Origin of the sequence: Pinisolibacter aquiterrae (assembly GCF_019160155.1) — a bacterium.
Lineage (GTDB): Bacteria > Pseudomonadota > Alphaproteobacteria > Rhizobiales > Ancalomicrobiaceae > Pinisolibacter > Pinisolibacter aquiterrae.
In genome coordinates this window covers 466,526-486,546 of sequence record NZ_JAFNIH010000041.1, presented here as the reverse complement: position 1 = coordinate 486,546, position 20,021 = coordinate 466,526, and the positions used below count along the sequence as shown (strand labels likewise).

The 20,021-nt window shown below is 70.3% G+C and carries 20 protein-coding genes; 10 read left to right on the top strand and 10 right to left on the bottom strand.

Annotated features, from left to right (window positions below; genetic code table 11):
• Positions 1-253, bottom strand: a 253-nt coding sequence (locus tag J3S89_RS17750) for an acyl-CoA dehydrogenase family protein (RefSeq protein WP_217929171.1), incomplete at its 3' end; no start/stop codon positions are given.
• 320 nt (positions 254-573) lie between these two features.
• Here J3S89_RS17750 and J3S89_RS17745 point away from each other — a divergent pair.
• The 8 genes from J3S89_RS17745 to J3S89_RS17710 all read left to right on the top strand — a co-directional run bounded on the left by J3S89_RS17745 (position 574) and on the right by J3S89_RS17710 (position 8,068).
• Complete coding sequence (locus tag J3S89_RS17745; protein ID WP_217929169.1) at positions 574-1,422, top strand: branched-chain amino acid ABC transporter permease; 849 nt, start codon at positions 574-576, stop codon at positions 1,420-1,422.
• Positions 1,423-1,427: 5 nt separating this feature from the next.
• A complete protein-coding gene (locus J3S89_RS17740) occupies positions 1,428-2,444 on the top strand; it encodes a branched-chain amino acid ABC transporter permease (protein WP_217929168.1) in 1,017 nt (338 codons plus the stop codon).
• Positions 2,441-3,142, top strand: coding sequence for an ABC transporter ATP-binding protein (locus J3S89_RS17735; RefSeq protein WP_217929167.1), 702 nt, complete (start codon positions 2,441-2,443; stop codon positions 3,140-3,142). The genes J3S89_RS17740 and J3S89_RS17735 overlap by 4 nt, the downstream gene beginning before the upstream one ends.
• Complete coding sequence (locus tag J3S89_RS17730; RefSeq protein WP_217929166.1) at positions 3,139-3,837, top strand: ABC transporter ATP-binding protein; 699 nt, start codon at positions 3,139-3,141, stop codon at positions 3,835-3,837. Before J3S89_RS17735 ends, J3S89_RS17730 begins: the two co-directional genes overlap by 4 nt.
• Positions 3,838-3,859: 22 nt before the next feature.
• Entirely contained in the window at positions 3,860-5,041 is a 1,182-nt protein-coding gene (locus J3S89_RS17725; RefSeq protein ID WP_217929165.1) for an ABC transporter substrate-binding protein, read from the top strand.
• A 278-nt stretch (positions 5,042-5,319) separates the two neighbouring features.
• On the top strand, positions 5,320-5,991 hold the full coding sequence (locus J3S89_RS17720) for a TetR/AcrR family transcriptional regulator (RefSeq protein ID WP_217929164.1): 672 nt from the start codon (positions 5,320-5,322) through the stop codon (positions 5,989-5,991).
• Entirely contained in the window at positions 5,988-6,437 is a 450-nt protein-coding gene (locus tag J3S89_RS17715; RefSeq protein ID WP_217929163.1) for a PaaI family thioesterase, read from the top strand. The genes J3S89_RS17720 and J3S89_RS17715 overlap by 4 nt, the downstream gene beginning before the upstream one ends.
• A gap of 89 nt (positions 6,438-6,526) precedes the next feature.
• Complete coding sequence (locus J3S89_RS17710) at positions 6,527-8,068, top strand: 3-hydroxyacyl-CoA dehydrogenase (RefSeq protein WP_217929162.1); 1,542 nt, start codon at positions 6,527-6,529, stop codon at positions 8,066-8,068.
• 37 nt (positions 8,069-8,105) lie between these two features.
• On the opposite strand, the gene bktB is transcribed toward J3S89_RS17710, so the two are convergent.
• Genes bktB through J3S89_RS17670 form a run of 8 tightly spaced genes read right to left on the bottom strand, consistent with a single transcriptional unit; the run spans position 8,106 to position 16,841 of the window.
• Complete coding sequence (gene bktB / locus J3S89_RS17705; RefSeq protein ID WP_217929160.1) at positions 8,106-9,287, bottom strand: beta-ketothiolase BktB; 1,182 nt, start codon at positions 9,285-9,287, stop codon at positions 8,106-8,108.
• A 29-nt stretch (positions 9,288-9,316) separates the two neighbouring features.
• Positions 9,317-9,973, bottom strand: a complete 657-nt coding sequence (locus tag J3S89_RS17700) for a transglutaminase domain-containing protein (protein ID WP_217929159.1) — start codon at positions 9,971-9,973, stop codon at positions 9,317-9,319.
• Positions 9,970-10,590 carry a 2-hydroxychromene-2-carboxylate isomerase gene (locus tag J3S89_RS17695; protein WP_217929158.1) on the bottom strand — a complete coding sequence of 207 codons (621 nt, stop codon included), beginning with the start codon at positions 10,588-10,590 and terminating at the stop codon, positions 9,970-9,972. The genes J3S89_RS17700 and J3S89_RS17695 overlap by 4 nt, the downstream gene beginning before the upstream one ends.
• A 3-nt stretch (positions 10,591-10,593) precedes the next feature.
• Complete coding sequence (locus tag J3S89_RS17690) at positions 10,594-12,201, bottom strand: acyl-CoA carboxylase subunit beta (RefSeq protein WP_217929157.1); 1,608 nt, start codon at positions 12,199-12,201, stop codon at positions 10,594-10,596.
• Positions 12,202-12,206: 5 nt separating this feature from the next.
• Positions 12,207-12,710, bottom strand: a complete 504-nt coding sequence (locus tag J3S89_RS17685) for an acyl-CoA carboxylase biotin carboxyl carrier protein subunit (RefSeq protein WP_217929156.1) — start codon at positions 12,708-12,710, stop codon at positions 12,207-12,209.
• 1 nt (position 12,711) lies between these two features.
• Positions 12,712-14,235, bottom strand: a complete 1,524-nt coding sequence (locus J3S89_RS17680) for an acetyl-CoA carboxylase biotin carboxylase subunit (protein WP_217929155.1) — start codon at positions 14,233-14,235, stop codon at positions 12,712-12,714.
• A complete protein-coding gene (locus tag J3S89_RS17675) occupies positions 14,232-16,055 on the bottom strand; it encodes an acyclic terpene utilization AtuA family protein (RefSeq protein ID WP_217929154.1) in 1,824 nt (607 codons plus the stop codon). Before J3S89_RS17675 ends, J3S89_RS17680 begins: the two co-directional genes overlap by 4 nt.
• Positions 16,056-16,058: 3 nt before the next feature.
• Positions 16,059-16,841 carry an enoyl-CoA hydratase-related protein gene (locus J3S89_RS17670; RefSeq protein WP_230489164.1) on the bottom strand — a complete coding sequence of 261 codons (783 nt, stop codon included), beginning with the start codon at positions 16,839-16,841 and terminating at the stop codon, positions 16,059-16,061.
• Between the two features lie 322 nt (positions 16,842-17,163).
• Here J3S89_RS17670 and J3S89_RS17665 point away from each other — a divergent pair, with 322 nt between their 5' ends.
• Together J3S89_RS17665 and J3S89_RS17660 are read left to right on the top strand one after the other, a co-directional pair.
• A complete protein-coding gene (locus J3S89_RS17665) occupies positions 17,164-18,381 on the top strand; it encodes an acyl-CoA dehydrogenase family protein (RefSeq protein ID WP_217929153.1) in 1,218 nt (405 codons plus the stop codon).
• A gap of 1 nt (position 18,382) precedes the next feature.
• The gene (locus tag J3S89_RS17660) at positions 18,383-19,246 is read left to right on the top strand and encodes an SDR family oxidoreductase (protein WP_217929152.1); all 864 of its coding nucleotides are present in this window, start codon (positions 18,383-18,385) and stop codon (positions 19,244-19,246) included.
• On the opposite strand, the gene J3S89_RS17655 is transcribed toward J3S89_RS17660, so the two are convergent.
• A complete protein-coding gene (locus tag J3S89_RS17655) occupies positions 19,231-19,962 on the bottom strand; it encodes a TetR/AcrR family transcriptional regulator (protein ID WP_217929150.1) in 732 nt (243 codons plus the stop codon). The genes J3S89_RS17660 and J3S89_RS17655 overlap by 16 nt on opposite strands.
• Positions 19,963-20,021: the final 59 nt, after the last annotated feature.

Here is a 20,021-nt window from a genome sequence, read left to right as displayed (position 1 = left end):
AGGAGACGTAGCCGGCGCCGGCCCCGCCGTAGTCGTCGGAGACGGTCACACCGAGGAGGCCGAGCGAGCCCATCTCCTCGAAGATGGCGCGGTCGGTCTTCTCCGCGAGATAGGCCTCGACCACGCGGGGCGCGAGCTTCTCCTGGCAATAGGCGCGGGCGGTGTCGGCGATCAGCCGCTCGTCTTCGGTCAGTTGATCGGTGAGGAGGAACGGATCCTCCCATTTGAAGGCGGCGATGGTCTTCGGGGCCATGGGATCCCTCCGTGATGGCGGTCCTGCGGCTGCGCAGGAGCCTGTCTTCGTCCTCTCGCGATCGCCCCTTCCCGGTCCGTCGCGGCTGCGCTTGACATCGGAATACGAATGAATGAATGTTCAGTCAACTCAAAACGACGGGCCGGATCGCCCGCCGGACCGGCCCGGTCCGGCGGCGACGGGGAAGACGCGTCTCCATCGGCAGGCCCGACGGAATCCGCCTTCGCGACCGAGCCCGCGATCCGCCGGGAGGGGCATGTGACGATGCGAAGAAACCGGGTCCGCCGCCGATGCGGCGCTGGAGCGACGGGGGCGCCGCGATGCTGATCAACGCCCTCAACGGGCTCGTCTACGGCAGCCTGCTCTTCGTCCTCTCGGCCGGTCTGGTGCTGGTCTACGGGCTGCGCCGCGTCGTCAACTTCGCCCATGGTGCGCTCTACATGCTCGGCGCCTACATCGGCTGGTCGGTCGCCACCCTCTACGGCTTCGCGGCCGGCGTCGTCGCGGCCGGGGTGGCCTTGGCGGCGGTCGGCGTCGTGCTCGACCTCGTCCTCTTCCGCCGGCTCGCCGGGCGCCAGCCGTTGATCACGGTGATCGTCACCTTCGGCGTGCTGCTCATCCTCGAGGACGTCGTCCGCTCGGTGTGGGGCACCGGCAACCGCGCGCTCGATCCGCCGGCCGCACTCGACGGCGTCGTCGAGATCTTCGGCGCGCCGTTCCCGGTCTACCGCCTGTTCATCGTCGCGGCGAGCGCCGCCATGGCCGGCGGTCTCGCCGCGTGGCTGCGGTGGGGGCGCACGGGACTCTTCGTGCGCGCCGCCAGCCACGATGCCTCGGTCGCCGCCATGTGCGGCGTCAGGACCGCCGCGATCGGGCCGATGGTGGTCGGTCTCGGCGCCGCCTTCGCCGGCCTCTCCGGGATCGTCGCGGCGCCGTTCCTGTCGATCCATCCCTCGATGGGCAGCGAAATCCTGGTGCTGTCCTTCGTCGTCTCGGTGATCGGCGGCCTCGGTAGCTTCGCCGGCGCCTTCGTCGCGGCGATGCTGCTCGGGCAGGTGCAGTCCTTCGGAACAGTGCTGCTGCCCGAACTCGCGGCCCTCCTCCCCTTCCTGCTGATGGCGGGCGTGCTGATCTTCCGGCCGCAGGGCATCGCCGGGACGAAGGGATGAGCGCCATGACCGAGCACACTCTCGCCGCGCCCGCCGTCACGCGCCTGCTGCCGAAGCCCGGGACGCTCCTCGTCGGTCTGGTGGTGATCGGCGTCGCCGTCGTCGCCGCCTCCTCGGCGCCCCGGGTTCTCGCCTCGCTCCTCACCCAGAGCGTGATCGTGGCCTTCCTGGCCCTCGGCGTCGGACTTCTGATCCGCATCTCCGGTCTCGTCAGCTTCGGTCATGCGGCCCCCTTCGGCCTCGGCGCCTATGGCGCCGCCTGGGCCCTGTCGCCGGCCGCGCCGATCGCTCCCGAGATCGGCCTGCTGCTGATCGCCCCGGCGATCGGCGCGGCCTTCTTCCTGATCGGGCTGGTGGTCAGCCGCATCGAGGGCATCGCCTTCGGCATGCTCACGCTGGCGCTCGGCCAGTCGGTCCATGTCGCCGCCAACAAGTTCCGCACGCTCTCGGGCGGATCGGACGGTCTCATCGTCGACGTGCCGCGCCGGCTCTGGGGCTTCCGGACCGAGGCGCTGCAGACCGCGTCGGGCATGTTGATCGTCGCGGTGGCGGCGCTGATGGCGGTCCTCCTCGCCCTCGCCGTCTTCGAGCGCACCCGCGCCGGCCGCCTCGCCGTCGCGATCCGCGAGAACGAGGAGCGCGTCCGCTTCCTCGGCTATCGGACGCGGGCGCCGAAGGCCGTGGTGCTCGCCCTCTCCGCGGCGATTCCGGCGCTCGGCGGCGTGCTCTTCACCCTCTATCAGGGCTTCGTCAGCCCGGAGATCCTCACCTGGGGCTTCTCCGGACAGGCCTTGATCATGGCGATCCTCGGCGGCTCGGTCGCGCTCTGGGGACCGATCGCCGGCGCGCTCGCCTTCTTCGTCCTGCGCGAGGAACTCGGCGGGCTCACCAGCCATTGGCTCGCCATCCTCGGCACCACCCTGATCGTCGTCACCGTCACCTGGCCGACCGGCCTCGCCGGAGCCTTCGGCGCGCTCGGCCGTCGTCTCACCGGCACCGTCGCGAAAGGAGACCCGGCATGAGCGCGATCTTCCGTTGCGAGGGGCTCGGCAAGCAGTACGGCGGCGTCGTGGCGCTGCAGGGGGTCGATCTCGAACTCGAGGTCGGCAAGGTGCACGGCCTCATCGGCCCCAACGGGGCGGGCAAGTCGACCTTCATCGACGTCGCCTCGGGGCGGACCGCGGGCTTCGGACGGGTCCACTTCCAGGGGCGCGACATCACCGCCGTGGCGCCCGGTGAACGGCGGCGGATGGGCGTCTCGCGCTCCTTCCAACGCACCTCGATCTTCCCAGCCCTGACCATCCGCGACCAGCTCGACCTCGCCGCCCACGGCGCCGGCGGCGGCGACGTCGAGGCTCTCGCCGCCATGCTCGGTCTCGACCGGGTGCTCGATCGCCGCGCCGAGGAGGTGAGCTACGGCCAACAGCGGCTCGTCGATCTGGCGCTGGCGCTGGTCGGCGCCCCCAAGGTGCTGCTGCTCGACGAGCCGGCGGCAGGACTGTCGGTCGCCGAATCGGAGGTTCTGGCGACGCATCTCGAGGAGATCTCGGCGCAGTGGAACGTGGCGGTGCTCCTGGTGGAGCACGACATGGACGTCGTCTTCCGCATCTGCCACGTGCTCACCGTGCTCGCCTCCGGCCGCTTCCTCGTCTCGGGGCCGCCTTCCGAGGTTCGAACGGACCCTGCGGTGATCCGCGCCTATTTCGGGAGCACCGCATGACCGCTCTCCTCGAACTCGAACGCGTCGAGGCGCGTTACGGCGCCGCGCGCATCCTCAACGGCGTCGATCTGGCGATCGCGCCCGGCGAGCGGGTGGCGCTGCTCGGACGCAACGGCGTCGGCAAGACGACCGTGGTCAACACGCTGCTGGCCACGGCGGTCAAATGCGGCGGCGAGATCCGGGTCAGGGGCGAGCGGATCGACCGGCTCGCCGGCCACACCGCCGCGACCCTCGGCATCGCCGTGGTGCCGCAGGGGCGCAAGATCCTGCCCAACCTCTCGATCCAGGAAAACCTGAAGCTCGCGGCGGCGCTGCGCCGCAAGGGCCCGTGGACGCTCGACGCGGTCTACGGCCTCTTCCCGATCCTCAGGGAACGCCGCCACACCCCCGGCACGGCGCTCTCCGGCGGCCAGCAGCAGATGCTGGCGATCGGCCGGGCGCTGATGCTCAACCCCGAGCTCCTGATCCTCGACGAACCGAGCGAGGGCCTCGCCCCCGTCATCGTCGACGAACTCGGGGTCATCCTTCGCGACCTCGCCGCCACCGGCGTCGCGATCCTCCTGATCGAGCAGCATCTCCGGCTCGTCCGCGACATCGCCGAACGCTACGCGGTGCTCTCCAAGGGCGCCGTCTCCGCCGCCGGGCGGATGGCCGAGGTCGATCAGGAACAGCTCCAGTCGAGCATCATGCACTGAGAAAAAAACCAGGGAGGAATCCATGAAACTCACGACATCCGCGCTTCTCGGCCTCGCCGTCGGCCTCATGGCGCCCGCCGTCGCCTCGGCGGAGCCGGAAGCGCTGCGCATCGGCGTGCCGACCACGCGCTCCGGGCCCTACACGCTGCTCGGCGATCAGGCGGTGCGCGCGGTCGAGTTCGCGGTCGGCGAAGCCAACGCCGCCGGTGGCGTCGACGGCCGCAAGGTCGAGTTCAAGGTGGTCGACGACGAGGCGAGCCCGGACGCGGGACGCCGCGCCGGCGAGAAGCTCGCCTCCGAGGGCTATCGCATCCTCACCGCCACGGTCTCCTCGTCGGTCGGTCTGGCGATGTCGACCCAGCTCAATCGCTGGGACGCGATGTATGTCTCGACCATCAACAAGAGCCCCAAGATCACCGGCGATTCCTGCCATCCGCGCATGTTCCGCACCAACCACTCCGACGACATGGACATCGCCATCGTCGGCCCGTGGCTGAAGGACCAGCCGCAGAAGACCTGGGGCATCATCGCCGCCGACTATCTGTGGGGCCGTGGGTCGGGGGCCGCCTTCAAGGCGACCGCGCAGAGCCTCGGCCGCAAGGTCGAGACCGAGGTCTTCCCGCCGGTCGGCACCACCGACTACGCCCCCTACATCACCCAGCTGCGCGACGGCGGCGTCGAGGGCCTGTGGGTGGCGCTCGCCGGCGCCGACGCCATCAACTTCATCAAGCAGGCCAAGCAGTTCGGCCTCACCGACAAGATGCTGATCTTCGGCCACAACGTCGTCAGCCCGTCGACCGCCAAGGCGGTGGCCAAGGAGATGGTCGGCATCTGGGGCAACATGGGCTATGCCGCCGCGATCGACACGCCGGCCAACAAGGCCTTCGTCGCCGCCTGGAAGGCCAAATACGGCGCCGAGCCGACCGACTACGAGGGCGAGACCTATGCCGGCATGCAGGTGATCTTCGCCGCGGTGAAGACGGCGAAGAGCGTCGCCCCCGCCGACGTCTCCAAGGCGATGGAAGGCCTCTCCGCCACCACCCCCTTCGGGCAGGTGACGATGCGGGCGGCCGACCACCAGCTCGAGGAACCGAACTATCTGGGCCGCGTGGTCGAGAAGGACGGCGCGCACGTCATCGTGGTCGAACGCACCTTCGACGCCAAGACCGCGACGCCGGGCCCGAACCCCGCCTGCAAGCTGTGAGGCCGCGCCGTGTCTCGTGTCCGCGCTCCCCTTCGCCCCGTCACCCACACGCCGGCCCCGACGGTCCGGCGGCCCCTCGCGGGGCCGGGCGGGCCGATCGTGGGCGCGGCACGGGCACGACCCGTCGAGGGGCGAGCGCGAAGGCGCCCGCCTCTCGACCCGACCGGCAGAACCAGTGCATCCTGCCGTCTCGGGATCGTCGATCCCACGATCGGGATTCGCAGTCGTTCGATCGTCTCGAGCCACCCGCGAACCTCGCCAACCGATGGACCCGCCGCATGAAGCCCGACGTCACTTCCGTCGTCGAAGATCCCGACCTCGTCGAGAAGCGGCGATCGCAGATCGTCTCCGCCGCGACCGAGCTCTTCGCCGAGCAGGGGTTCCATCGCACCACGATCAAGGACATCGCCAAGCGCGCCGGCTTCTCCCCCGGGCTCGTCTATCTCTACGTGCGCGAGAAGGAGGACGTTCTGCTGCTGGTCCTCCTCCGGGTGCTCGAGGAACATCGCGCCGAACTGCCGGCGGCGGTCGAGGGGGTCAGCGATCCGCTGGAGCGGCTGGTGCGCCTGATCGACGCCTTCACCCGGATCGTCGACCGCCATCGCGCCGCGACCGTCATCGCCTATCGCTCGGCCCATCTCCTCGCCCCGGACCGGCGCCTGCTCGTCGAGGACCGCGAGCGCGAGGTCGACGACATCGTCGTCGAGACGCTCGTCGGCTGCATGAAGGCCGGATTGGTCCGCAAGCTCGACGTCGACGTGGTCACCCATCAGATCGTCATGATCGCCCACGGCTGGGCGCTGAAGAGCTGGTACTTCAAGGGCCGGACCGACCTCGAGGCCTATGTGGCGGCCAACCTCGACGTCGTCATGGTCGGTCTCACCACGCCGGCCGGCGCCGAGCGTTGGCACGAGATCGAGGCGGCACGCCGGACCGGAGCGACGCCATGACGACCCACCGCCCCCTTCGCCGGCCGATCGCGCCGAGCGACCCCGCGCTCGTCGCGGCGGTCACCGACCTCTTCGCCCGCAACCCGTTCTCGGCCGCGCTCGGCATCGAGGTGGTGGAGATCGGCGCCGGCACCGCGCTGCTCTCCATGCCGATCCGCCACGAGCATCTCAATGCCCACGGCACCGGCCACGGCGGCGCCATCTGGACGCTCGCCGATCTCGCCTTCGGCGCCGCCGCCTGGCATCGCGGCTACATCATGACGACGGGGTCCGACCTCTCGTTCTTCCGCCCGGCGCGGTCGGGCGGCACGGTCTACGCGCAGGCGCGCGAGGTGACCCACAAGGGCACCACCGGCACCTACCACCTCGTCGTCGCCTACGACCCCGACGACCCCGCCGAGGTCCTCGCCTCCGGCAGTTTCACCGGGCGCTGGCCCCGGACCTGACGGCGGATCCCTCGACGATCCCCGCGCGATCGGTCGGCGCTCGACGCCTCGACCGCCGGATCGGCGCGTCTCGACCACGGAGAACCCCCATGCGCGATCCCTCGTCCCCCGACTTCACCCTCGGCATCGTCGGTGCCGGGATCATGGGGCGCGGCATCGCCCAGATCGCCGCCGAGGCGGGCCTGCGGGTGTGCCTCGCCGACGCGCGGCAGGAGGCGGTCGACGAGGCGATCGCCGCCGTCCGCGCGATGATCCGTCGCGGCGCCGAGAAGGGCCGGACGACGCCGGCGGCGGCCGAGGCGGCCTGCGCGCGGCTGATCGCCACCGATGCCGGCGCCGATCGCGGCTGGGCGGCCTTCGCCGACTGCGATCTGGTGGTGGAGGCGGTGGTCGAGCGGATGGAGGTCAAGCACGCGGTGCTCGGCGGGCTGGAGGCGGTGGTCGGCGATCATTGCATCCTCGCCACCAACACCTCGTCGCTGTCCGTCACCGGCTTCGCGGCGGCGGCACGGCGGCCCGAGCGCGTGGCCGGCTTCCACTTCTTCAATCCGGTGCCGCTGATGAAGGTGGTCGAGGTGATCGGCGGGATCCTCACCGATCCCGAGGTGACCCTGCGGCTCGTGGCGATCGCCCGGCGGCTCGGGCATCACCCGGTGGTCGCCTCCGACACGCCGGGCTTCCTGGTCAACCATGCGGGACGCGCCTACGGCACCGAGGCGCTGCGCATCGTCCAGGAGGGGGTGGCGACCTTCGCCGACGTCGACCGGGTGATGACCGAGGCGGCGGGCTTTCGGATGGGGCCGTTCGAGCTCTTCGATCTCACCGGCCTCGACGTGTCGCAGACGGTGATGGAGTCGATCTATCACCAATATTACGAGGAGCCGCGCTACCGGCCCTCGCCGATCGGCGCCCAGCGCCGCACCGCCGGCCTGTTCGGCCGCAAGAGCGGGCGCGGCTTCTACGACCACACCGGCGGCCGGCAGGCGACACCGGCGGAGACGCCGGTGCCCCAGGTCGACCTCGCCGGCCTCACGGTGTGGATCGATCCGCGCCGCGCCGACGCGCGCGACGCCCTCGCCGGCCTCGTCGCCGGGGCGGGCGCGACGGTGGCGACCGGCGCGGTGCCGAGCGCCGAGGCACTGATCCTCCTCGCACCGCTCGGCGAGGACGCGACGACCGCCGCCGTCGCGCTCGGCGTCGACGCGACCCGCGTGGTGGCGGTCGAGACGCTGACGCCGCTCGACCGCCGTCGCACGATGATGCCGACGCCGGTGACGCGGGCCGAGGTCCGCGCCGCCGCGCATGCGCTCCTCGCCGCCGACGGCACCCCGGTGACCGTCGTGCGCGACAGCGCCGGCTTCGTCGCCCAACGCATCCTCGCGGCGATCGTCAACGTCGGCTGCGACATCGCCCAACAGCGCGTCGCCACGCCCGAGGACGTCGATCGCGCCGTCGAGCTCGGGCTCGGCTATCCCGCCGGCCCGCTGGCGCTCGGCGACCGGCTCGGGCCGGCCCGGATCGCCGCGATCCTCGCGGCGATCCACGCGGCCTGCGCCGATCCTCGCTATCGCACGAGCCCGTGGCTCAGACGGCGCGCGCTGCTGGGGGCGTCGCTGACCCTCGCGGATTGAGGCCGCGCCGGGCGGGGTGACGCCGCCCGGCGATGCGTCACGGCGTCTCGAGCGCCAATGCGATGCCCTGGCCGCCGCCGATGCACATCGTGACGAGGGCGCGGCGGCCGCCGGTGCGTTTCAGCGCGGAGAGCGCCTTCACCACCAGGATGACGCCGGTCGCCCCGACCGGATGGCCGAGGGCGATCGCCCCGCCGTCGGGATTGACCCTGGCGGGGTCGAGGCCGAGTTCGCGCGAGACGGCGAGGGCCTGCGAGGCGAAGGCCTCGTTCGATTCGACCACGTCGAAATCGTCGATCGAGAGACCCGTGCGGGCGAGGAGCCGGCGCACCGCCGGGACCGGGCCGATGCCCATCAGTTCCGGCTCGACGCCGGCGTGGGCATAGCCGACGATGCGCGCCGCCGGCGTCAGCCCCGAGGTCTTCGCCTCGGCGGCCGAGGCGAGCACGACCGCCGCCGCGCCGTCGTTGATCCCGGAGGCGTTGCCGGCGGTGACGGTTCCGCCCTTCTTGAAGATCGCCGGAAGCTCGGCGAGGCTCTCGAGCGTCGTTCCGGGTTTGGGATGTTCGTCCGAGGCGAACACGCCCGTCTGGCGTCCCCGCGCGACCTCGACGCCGACGATCTGGTCGGCGAAACGGCCCTCGGCGACCGCCGTCGCGACCCGTCGCTGGCTCTCCACGGCGAAGGCGTCCTGGTCCCGGCGCGAGATGCCCCATTTCTCGGCGACGTTCTCGGCGGTGATCCCCATGATGCCGTGGCCGAAGGGATCGGTGAGGATGCCGGTCAGTCCGTCGAGGGCGGTGGTCGGCCCCATCTTCACGCCGAAGCGGCTCGTCGTCAGGTAATGCGGCGCGCGGCTCATCACCTCGGCGCCGCCGGCCAGCGCGATCTCGGCGTCGCCGAGCAGGATCGACTGCGCCGCCGAGACGATCGCCTGCACGCCCGAGCCGCACAGCCGGTTGAGGGTCATCGCCGGGGTCTCCTTGGGGATGCCCGCCTCCATCGCCGCGACGCGGGAGAGATAGGCGTCCCTCGGCGTCGTCGGAATGACGTTGCCGAAGACGACGTGCTCGATCCGCTCGGCCGCGACCCCGGCCCGGCGCATCGCCTCGCGCGCGACCACGGCGCCGAGCCCGGCCGGCGTCTCGCCGGCGAGCGCGCCGCCGAAGGTTCCGATCGCGGTCCGGGCGCCGGCGATCACATAGACTTCCCTCGTCATCGGATGGTCTCCCCCCAGGGCGTTCGGGTTCAGGCTCTCGTGCGCGTGGCTCGGTCCGCCGCCATCGCCTCGAGCAGGCGCGGATAATAGGCCTGGAGATCGGTGGCGAGGGTGTCGTAGGGCACGTCGTCGAAGCTGCCGCGTTGCATGACGTATTCCATGTGGCGCGCGCCGCCGGACGTGAACTCGTGGAAGACGGAATCGCTCCGGCCGTCGAAGGCGAGCGGCACGACGCCGAAGCGGCGACAGAGCTCGGCGTCGAAGGCGGGCGTCGCCTTCACCCATCGGCCCTCGAGGTGCATCTCGGTGAAGGCATGCCAGCGGAAGAGGTCGGTCTCCATCAGCGCGAGGATGCGCGGCGAGGCGAGATGGTTCTTCACGTCGGCGAAGCCGATCCGCGCCGGAATGCCGGCCGCGCGCGCCGCCGTGGCGAGCGCCACCGCCTTGGGGATGCAGACGCCTGCATCCGCCTGGAGGGCGTTCGACCCGACGAAGACCTCGGGTGTGAGTTCGAAGGCGAAGAAGTCGTAGCGGATCCGGTCGCGCACCGCGAGATAGAGCCGCACGGCGCGCTCGATCGGCTCGCCGGTGCCGGCGTGTTCCTCGACGAAGGCCGCCGCCACCGGACTGTCGCTGTCGATGAAGCGGGTCGGCTTGAGCGTCGCCTCGAACTCGGTCTTCGTCATGATCGTCTTCCCCTCGGATCCTCGATGCGCCCCAATCGCCATTCGATCTGCGGCAGGCGATCGGCTCCGAAGAATCCCTCACCTTCGACCAGGATGAAAGGGGATCCGACGACACCATCGTCGATTGCCGCGCGCACGGTCGCCTCGAGCCGGTCGCGACCGACCGGCCCCTCGATCAGGGCGGTGATCGCCGCGCCGTCCAGTCCGGTGACCGCGCGGACGGCGGCGACCTCCTCGGGGGCGGCGATGTTCTCGCCCCGGACGAAGAAACTCTCGAGCAGGGTCGTGGCGAGCGCCTCGGCGATCTCCGGCCGATCCGCCGCGACCGCGTGGAAGAGGCGAGCGGCGCGGTGGGTGGAGATGCGGAAGGCGTCGGGAAAACGGAAGGGCACGCCGAAGAAGTCGGCCGATCGTTCCATGTCCGCGAGCATGTAGGCCTTGCGCGCGTCGCTGCCCATCGGGTCGCCGATCCCTTGCGCCTTCAGGACCGCCCAGAGGATCACCGGGCGGATGTCGAGCGCCCGCCCGTGCGCCTCGGCGAGGGCGCGCAGGCGGCCCGCCGCGAAATAGGCGTAGGGCGAGGCGAAATCGAGATAGAAGCGGATCGGCGCGGCCATGGCTCAGAACCGGAAGACGCCGTAACCCGGAACCCCGAGCGGCGCGTTGAGGGAGGCGGAGAGCGCGATGCCGAGCGCGTTGCGCGTGTCGACCGGATCGAGGATGCCGTCGTCCCACAATTCCGAGGTCGAGTAATAGGCCGAGAGCTGATCCTGATAGGCGCTGCGGGTCTCCGCCCACAGGTCCCGGAGCGCCGCCTCGTCGACTTCCTCGCCGTTGCGCTTCATCTGGTTGAGCTTGACCTCGGCGAGCGTGTTCGCGGCCTGATCGCCGCCCATGACGCCGATCTGGTGGTTGGGCCAGGTGAAGAGCAGGCGCCCGTCGAAAGCCCGGCCGCACATGCCGTAGTTGCCGGCGCCGAAGGAGCCGTTGCACATCACGGTGAACTTCGGCACGTGCGAGCAGCTCTGCGCCATGATCATCTTGGCGCCGTCCTTGGTGATGCCACGGCGCTCGTAGTCGCGGCCGATCATGTAGCCGGTGATGTTCTGCAGGAACACCAGAGGCGTGTTGTTCTGATTGCAGAGTTCGATGAAATGGGCGCCCTTCAACGAGGAATCGTTGAACAGCACGCCGTTGTTGGCGAGGATACCGACGCGGAAGCCCCAGATGTTGGCGAAACCGCAGACCAGCGTCGTGCCGTAGGCGGGCTGATATTCGTGGAAGCGGCTGCCGTCGACGATCCGCGCGATGACCTCGCGCATGTCGAACGAGGTCTTGATGTCGTCGGGCAGGATCCCGTAGAGCTCGGCCGGATCGTAGGCGGGATCTTCCGGCGCGTCGCGGCGGCAGTCCCATTTCTTCGGACCCTCCCATTGCGCGACGATCTCCCGGCCGATGTGGATCGCCTCCTCCTCGGTCGCCGCCGGATAGTCGCAGGTGCCGGAGATCGAGGTGTGCATGTCGGCGCCGCCGAGTTCCTCCACGCCGACGATCTCGCCGGTCGCGGCGCGCACCAGCGGCGGCCCGCCGAGGAACACGGCGCCGGTGCCGCGAACGATGACGTTGTAGTCTGAGAGCGCCGGGATATAGGCGCCACCGGCCGTGCACTGACCGAAGACGAGGGCGAGCTGCTTCACCCCGAGTTTCGACAGGATCGACTGGTTGCGGAAGATGCGCCCGGCCATGTGCCGGTCGGGGAAGACCTGCGACTGGAGCTGGAGGAAACCGCCGGCGGAATCGGAGAGATGGACGACCGGCAGCCGGTTCTCGATGGCGATGTCGAGGGCGCGCACGATCTTCTTGGCGGTGAGCGGATACCAGGCGCCGCCCTTCACCGTCGAATCGTCGGCATGGATCACCACCTCGCGGCCCGCGACGATGCCGATGCCGGTGATGCAGCTCGCCGAGGGCGATTCCCCGTCATAGGCCATGTTGGCGGCCAGCGAGGAGAGCTCGAGGAAGGGCGTGCCGGGGTCGAGCAGCTTCTCGATGCGCTCGCGCGGCCGCATCTTGCCCTGTTTGGCCAGACGTTCGAGGTCGCGGAGCGGGCGGGCGTGGCGGGCCTGATCCTGCTTTTCACGGAAGCTCGCGAGAAGGGCGCGGTTGTGGGCGTCGTGGCGGCGGAAATCGGCGCTCCGCGTGTCGATCATCGAAACGAGCCTGCGCATGGGGATCACGCCTCTCCGGAAAGCGGTTCGAGTTCGATGATGACGGCGTCCTTGTCGAAGGTGTCGCCGGCGGCGCGCCTCAGGGCGGCGACGACGCCGTCGCGCGGGGCCACCAGCGCCGTCTGGAGCTTCATGCTCTCGATGGTCACGATCTTCTCGCCGCGCAGAACCGCCTCGCCGGCGGATCGATGGACGTCGACGACGACGCCCGGCATCGGCGCGCGCACCACGTCGTGGGAATGGTCGTCGCCGCCGGCGGCGTCGCGCGGATCGATGCGGTCGATCTCGAAGGTGCGGCCGTCGATGCGCAGATGGCAGCGGCCGTCATCGGCCGCGCGCATGAACTCCACGACGGCGCCGTCGACCACCGCCGAGCGATGACCGTCGCGGCCGTCGTCGACGTCGGTGACCTCGTGGCGCCGACCGTCGACGAGAACGACGAGGCGCGGGCGCCAGCGCAGGACCTCGACCGTGTGGGCATTGCCCTCGAGGATCAGGGTCGGACCCATGTCAATTCCTCCAGAAGCCGATCGAAGCGTGGGGCTCCGACACGCCGGCCATGAGTTCGCGGAATTCGTGGAAGCCGAGCAGGGCGGCGATCAGGGCGCGGTCGCGTTCGGCCTCGCTCGTGGCGGGCGGGGCGAGCGTCGCGGCGTGTTCGACCAGGAAGCCGGTGTGCAGCGCGCCGGCGCGAAAGGCCTCGTGACCGAGGATGCGGGCGAGGTGATCGACGTTCACTGTGACGCCGAGAATGGCGAGATCGCCGAGCGCCTCGATCGCCCGATCGATGGCCTCGCCACGATCGCGGCCGTGGACGACGAGTTTCGCCAACATCGGATCGAAGTCCGTCGTCACCTTCTGGCCGCGCGACAGGGCGTTCTCGAAGCGGATGTTGCGCCCTTGCGGGTGTTCGAGGAGGCGGATCGTCCCGGTCGCCGGGAGATAGCCGTTCTCGGTGTCCTCGGCGCAGATGCGGCATTCGACGGCGTGCCCGCGCAGGCTGATCTCGTCCTGGGCGAGGCGGAGGTCGCGCCCGGCGGCGATCTCGATCTGGGCGCGGACGAGGTCGATCCCGGTGACCATCTCGGTGACGGGATGCTCGACCTGGAGGCGGGTGTTCATCTCGAGGAAGTGGAACCGGCCGTCGGCGTCGAGGATGAATTCGACGGTGCCGGCATTGGCGTAGTCGGCGGCGCGGGCGAGACGCACCGCGGCGGCGCAGATCTCGTCGCGCAGCGCGATCGGCAGGGCGGCTGCCGGGGCCTCCTCGATGATCTTCTGGAAGCGGCGCTGCACCGAGCATTCGCGTTCGTAGAGATGGATCGCGCCACCCCGGCCGTCGCCGAGGATCTGCACCTCGATGTGGCGAGGCCGCTCGACCCAACGTTCGGCATAGATCCGCCCGTCGCCGAAATAGCGGCTCGCCTCGCTCGCGGCGAGGCGGGCGGCCTCGGCGAGATCGGCGGCCGAGCGCACGATGTTCATCCCCTTGCCGCCGCCGCCGGCCGCGGCCTTGATCAACAGGGGAAAGCCGATCGCCTCGGCTTCGGCGAGAAAGGCGTCGAGATCGCCGGTCGGCATCACCGAGGGGGCGACGGGCACGCCGTTCGCTCGGGCGAATTCGATCGCCGAGATCTTGTCGCCCATCAGGCGAATGGTCTCCGGACGCGGGCCGATGAAGACCAGTCCCGCCTCGCCGACGGCGCGGGCGAAGTCGGCGTTCTCGGAGAGGAAGCCGTAACCGGGGTGGATCGCGTCGGCGCCGACGGCGCGGGCGGCGCGCACGATCTGGGCGCCGTCGAGATGGGCGGCGATCGGCGTCGCACCCTCGAGCTCGACCACCTCGTCGGCGAGGAGGACGTGGGCGGCGCTCCGCTCGACCGCGTGATGGACGGCGACCGAGGCGATCCCCATCTCGGCGAGGGTGCGCATCACGCGCACCGCGATCTCGCCGCGATTGGCGACGAGGACCTTCGCGAAGGGCGGTTCGGCCTCCGCGACCGACCGGACGGACGGACAACTGACGGTGGTCATGACGAAGCTCCGTTGCGAGCGGCCGTGGTCCCGGCCGCCAGGGGGCCGCCCGCCTCGAGCCATCCGGCCGGCACGGCGACGGGCAGGTCGAGGAGGATCTGCGCGAAGGTCTTGCCCTGCGGGTCGTGGCGCAGCGAGGCGACGCCGCCGCCGCCGAGAGCGCGGTGCAGGACGAAGTTGAACCCGGCCAGCCCCGGCCATTCGAAGCGCTCGACCGGGCCGGCGACGACGTGCCGGAACCAGTTCGCGACCACCTCGGGGGTCAACCGGGCGCGCAGGAGCGGAACGAAGTCCGGCCGCCGCGCGAGAAGGCCGATGTTGGCGACGTCGCCCTTGTCGCCGCTGCGCCCATGGGCGAGCACGACGAGCGGCACCGACACCGACGGGCCGTCGAAGGGCTCGACCGCGATCGGCGTCGAGACGCGAGGCGCGGGCGGCTCGCCCGGCGCGATCGCCTGCGGCCGGAGCGCGCCGTCGCATTCGACCGCGACCGCCACCTCCGTCTTCGGCACCAGGAACGAGAACAGGCGGATCACCGGCTGCGGTTCGGGGCGCCCGCCGGCGAAGCCCGTGATCCCCTGGGCCATGGCCGTGGCGGCGGGATAGATCTCGCGCGCGAAGATCGCCAGCGCCTCCTTGGCGGGATGCCGCACCCCGATCTTGAGCACCACCTCGCGGGCGTTCCGCGCGGTGCTCGCGGCACCGTAACTCGCCTCCCCGCCGAGGACCTCGACCGAGACCTCGGTGAAATCGGCGTGCCCCGCCTCCGCCATCAGCCGCCGGCTGCGCGCCAGGATCGCGGCGCCGACGGCCTCCGCCTTGGCGACCGCCTCGCGCCCCGCGATCATCATCGTGGTGGTGGCGCGCCAGCCGTCCGGATGGGTCGCGCTCACCTTGTAGTGGGGCGTCGACGGGTGGCCTCGGGCGCCGGTGACGCGGACGCGGTCCGCCCCGGCCCGGTCGAGCCGCACCCCGGACCAGTCGCAGACGACGTCGGGCAGGACGTAGGCGGCGGGATCGCCGACCTCGTAGACGACCTGCTCGGCGACGGTCATCGGCGTCACCAGCCCGCCGGTGCCGGCCGGTTTGGTCACGACGAAGGATCCGTCCGCCACGCATTCGGCGATCGGAAAGCCCATCCGGTCCCAGCCCTCGACGTCGCGCCAATCGGTGAAGACGCCGCCGGTCACCTGGGTGCCGCATTCGAGCAGATGCCCGGCGAGGCTGCCGGCGGACAGGAGATCGAGATCCTCCGGCCGCCATCCGAATTCGTGGACGAGGGGGCCGAGCACCAGCGCGCTGTCGACGCAGCGGCCGGTCAGCACCACGTCGGCGCCGGCGGCGAGCGCGGCGGCGATCGGGAAGGCCCCGAGATAGGCGTTGATGCTCGAGATCGTCGCCGGGAAGGCGGCGCCGGAGAACATCTCGGTGACGCCGCCCGCGCGGAACGTGTCGGCCCGGCCGGCGAGGTCGTCGCCGACCACGGTCGCGACCTTCAGCGAGACGCCGGCCTCGCGGAACACCGCCTCCAGCGCCTCGCGCGCGGCGGCGAGATTGACGCCGCCGGCATTGGTGACGACGCGGATCTTCTTGGCCGCGATCTCGGTGGCGAGCGGCTTCATCACCAGCGACACGAAATCGGAGGCGTAACCGAGATCCGGTTTCTTCGCCTTCATGCGCGCGAGGATCGACATGGTGATCTCGGCGAGATAGTCGAGCACCAGATAGTCGATGCCGCCGCTCCGGACGAGTTGGCGCGGACCTTCCGGCGTATCTCCCCAGAAGCCGGCGCCACAGCCTATGCGAACGATCTTTTCCATCGCTCACTCCGCCGTCCAGATCGGCGGCCGCTTCGCGGCGAAGGCCGCGAAGCCCTCGCGGGCGTCCGCCGTGCGGGCCATGTTGGCGAGCATGAACTGGGCGTATTCGAGCGCCTGATCCACCGACATCTCACGGATCTTGGACAGCGCCTGCTTGCCGAGGCGGATGCCGGTCGGCGACTTGGAGGTGACGCGGTCGAGGAGCCACGCCGTCTTGGCGTCGAGGTCGGCGGCAGGCACGGCATAGTTGACGATGCCGGAGGCGAGCGCCTCCGCCGCCGTGATCGGCTCGCCGGTGAGGCAGAATTCCATCAGCGGTCGGATCGGCACGGTGCGCAGGAGCACCGGCAGGATCATCATCGGGAAGAGACCGACCCGCACCTCGGTGGTGCCGAGCAGCGCGTCCTCCCGCGCCACCACCAGATCGCAGGCGGCGGCGAGGCCGAAGCCGCCGCCGAGGGCGTGACCGTTGACCCGCCCGACGATCGGCAACCGACAGGCCTCCATGCGCCGCAGGAGCGTCGCGACGTAGTGGCGGGGATCGGCGGCGTCGAGGACGAAGGGCGTGCCGTCGGCCCCCGGCTTCAGATCGCCACCGGCGCAGAAGGCCTTGTCACCCGCGCCGGTCAGCACGACCGCGCGCATCTCGCGATCCGCCTCCGCCGCGTCGAGGGCGGTGCCGATCCCGATGGCCACGGCCTCGTTCAGCGCATTCCGCCGCTCTTCGCGGTCGATGGTGATCGTCAGGACCCCACCCGCCCGCTCGGTTCGCACCACGTCCGTCACTTCCGCCTCCCGAACCTCTCCACACGCGAACTCCGCCGCGCCTCCATTTAAATGATGACAATTCATCAATTCTGTCAACAGGCCTCCCCGACGAATGTTTCGATCGCCCTGAGCAGCCCCGTGACACCCCTGGAAATTCCCCATATTCAGATGCTTCTCGTACAGATCGGCGCGACGCTTGACGCTCCCGGGGATCTCTGCAAATAATATGAAGATAATTCAGTAACGCCGTTCCACAGGGCAATCTGGCTCATTTGCGTCGCATGACGAGCGGGCCCGGACGTGTAGGATCGAGCGCAAGAAGAAACGCGGGAGGAAGAGCATGTCGGCAGCGGAAGACCACCGCCTGGAGAACGAACCCGTCGAAGCCGCCTTCGACCTGACCGAAGAACAACGGGCCATTCTCCATCAGGCGGATCGTTTCGGGCGCCAGGAGCTCCACGCCCTCTCGGAGCGGATGGACCGGGAGGAATGGTGGCCCGAGGACGTCTTCCCGAAGATCGGCGACGTCGGCCTCTTCGGCATCACCATCCCCGAGGCCTACGGCGGCGCCGGTCTGGATCTGACCGCCGCCGGCCTCGTCCTCCAGGGCTTCTCGCGTTGGAACCATGCCCTGGCGCTGAGCTGGGTGGCGCACGACAATCTCTGCGCCAACAACCTCTACCGGAACGGCTCGGAGGCGCAGCGGCGCAAGTGGCTGCCCGACCTCTGTTCGGGGCGCAAGATCGGCTGCCTCGGCCTCACCGAGCCCGGCGCCGGCTCCGACGCGCTCGGCTCGATGCGCACCACCGCGCGGCGCGAGGGCGACGAGTGGGTGCTCAACGGCTCCAAGATCTACATCACCAACGGGCCCGTCGCCGACGTGATCCTGGTCTATGCCAAGACCGATCGGGACAAGGGCGCGCACGGCATTTCCGCCTTCGTGGTGGAGAAGGGCACCCCCGGCTTCGCGGTCGCCCAGAAGCTCGAGAAGATGGGCTATCGCGGCAGCCAGACCGGCGAGCTGGTCTTCGACGAATGCCGCATTCCCGCGGAAAACCTCGTCGGCCGCGAGAACGCCGGCGTCTCGATCGTCATGAGCGGCCTCGATCTCGAGCGGGCGATGATCTCGCCGATCTGCCTCGGCATCGCCGAGCGCGCGCTCGATCTCTCGGTCGACTACGCCAAGACGCGCCGGCAGTTCGGCCGGGCGATCGGCAGTTTCCAGATGGTGCAGTCGATGCTCGCCGACATGTATGTGGCGGTCGAGACGATGCGCACCTTCACCTATCGGACGCTGACCGCGGCCGCTCCGCTCGAGATCGGCGGCGGTGGGCGGGGCGACATCCACAAGCTGACCGCCGCCTCGGTGATGTACGCGGCCGAGGCGTGCCACACGGTGCTCGACAAGGCGCTGCAGATCCACGGCGGCTCGGGCTACATCTGGGAATCGGAGATCAACCGGCTCTATCGCTCGATCAAACTGCTCGAGATCGGCGCCGGCACCACCGAGGTCCGGAAGATGATCATCGCCCGCGAACTCCTCGGGGATCTGAAGTGAGATGACGGACATCGTGGAGAAACGGGCGTTCGGCCTCGCCGATCGCGATCTCGCCACCCTGCCGACGGTCTTCGGGCCGGGCGCCTTCGCCGGACGGACGGTGCTGATCTCCGGCGGAGCCGGCGGCATCGGACGGGCTTGCGGGTGGCTCTTCGGCCGGCTCGGGGCGCGGGTCGTCCTCGCCGGCCGCAGCGAGGAGAAGCTCGCCGCCGCCGTCGCGGCGATGCGCGAGGCCGGGATCGAGGCCTCGGGCCATGCCGTCGACATCCGCCGGCCGGAGGCGGTCGACGAGACGATGACCACGGTCGTCGCGGAGACCGGCGGGTTCGATCTTCTGATCAACTCGGCCGGCGGCCAGTTCCCCCAGGCGGCGATCGACTTCTCGGTCAAGGGCTGGCACTCGGTGGTTTCCACCAATCTCGACGGCACCTGGTTCATGATGCAGGCAGCGGCGCGGCGCTGGCGCGAGGCCGGGCGCGGCGGGGCGATCGTCAACATCGTGGTGGTGGTCGAGCACGGGCTCTACGGCGTCGCCCACACGATCGCGGCGCGCTCCGGCGTCGTCGGCTTGACGCGGACGCAGGCGGTCGAATGGGCGCCGCTCGGCATCCGCATCAACTGCGTCGCGCCCGGCGTCATCGAGACCGAGGGGTGGAACGTCTATTCGCCCGAGGCGGTCGCCACCTATCCGAAGACCAACCCGATGATGCGGGTCGGCACGACCTGGGACGTCGCCGAGGCCTGCGCCTATCTCGGCGGGCCCGCCGGGCGCTTCGTCACCGGCGAGGTTCTGAACGTCGCCGGCGGGAGCCAGCTCTGGGGCGAGACCTGGACGATCGGCAAGCCCGATTATTTCGACGTCTGAGGCGCGCGAGCACGGGTCGATCGGGGGGCGCGCGGGGCGGCCCCGGTCGTCTCCACCCCCTCGAGGCGCGTGGCGACCCGCTCCAGGCGATCGATCGCCTCGGTGAGCGCGTCGCCGCGCGCCTGAGGGACGGCGGCGAGCGAGCGGTAGATGATGTCGGCGATCCCGTCGGTGGTCGCGGCGAGGTCGAATTCGCCCTCTTTGCGCAGATAGGCCCAGGTCACGTGCTCGATCGAGCCGTAGAGGACGGCGCGCACCAGGGTCGGCGAGGTGTCGGAGCGGAACTCGCCGGAGGCCATCGCCTCGCGCACGACGTCGATGATCCGATGCGTATAGGCCTGATTGAGCTGGAACAGCCGGGTCTGGCGATAGCCGGGGTCGGGCCTCAGTTCCTGGAAGACGAGGCGCGACAGGGCCGGCTCCTCGCGGATCGAGGCGAGATGGTGGTGGACGATGTAGCGGATCCGGTTCCAGGTCCCGCGGATCGCCGCGAACTGCTCGGCGTCGCGCTGGAGCATGCTCTCGTACCAATTCTCCACGACACGTACCAAGAGATCGTGCTTGTTGGTGAAGAAGCGATAGATGCTGCCCTCGACGACGCCGGCGCGCTCGGCGATCTCCGAAATCAACGCCTCGGAATAGCCGCGCTCGGTGAAGACCTCGCGGGCGGCTCGCATGATGTCGGCGATGCGCTGTTCCGGCGGCAGCCGGTTCACCTGTCGCCGGGGTCTCGTCGTCGCTCCGTTCGTCGACTTGGCCATTGATCGTCCCTGAA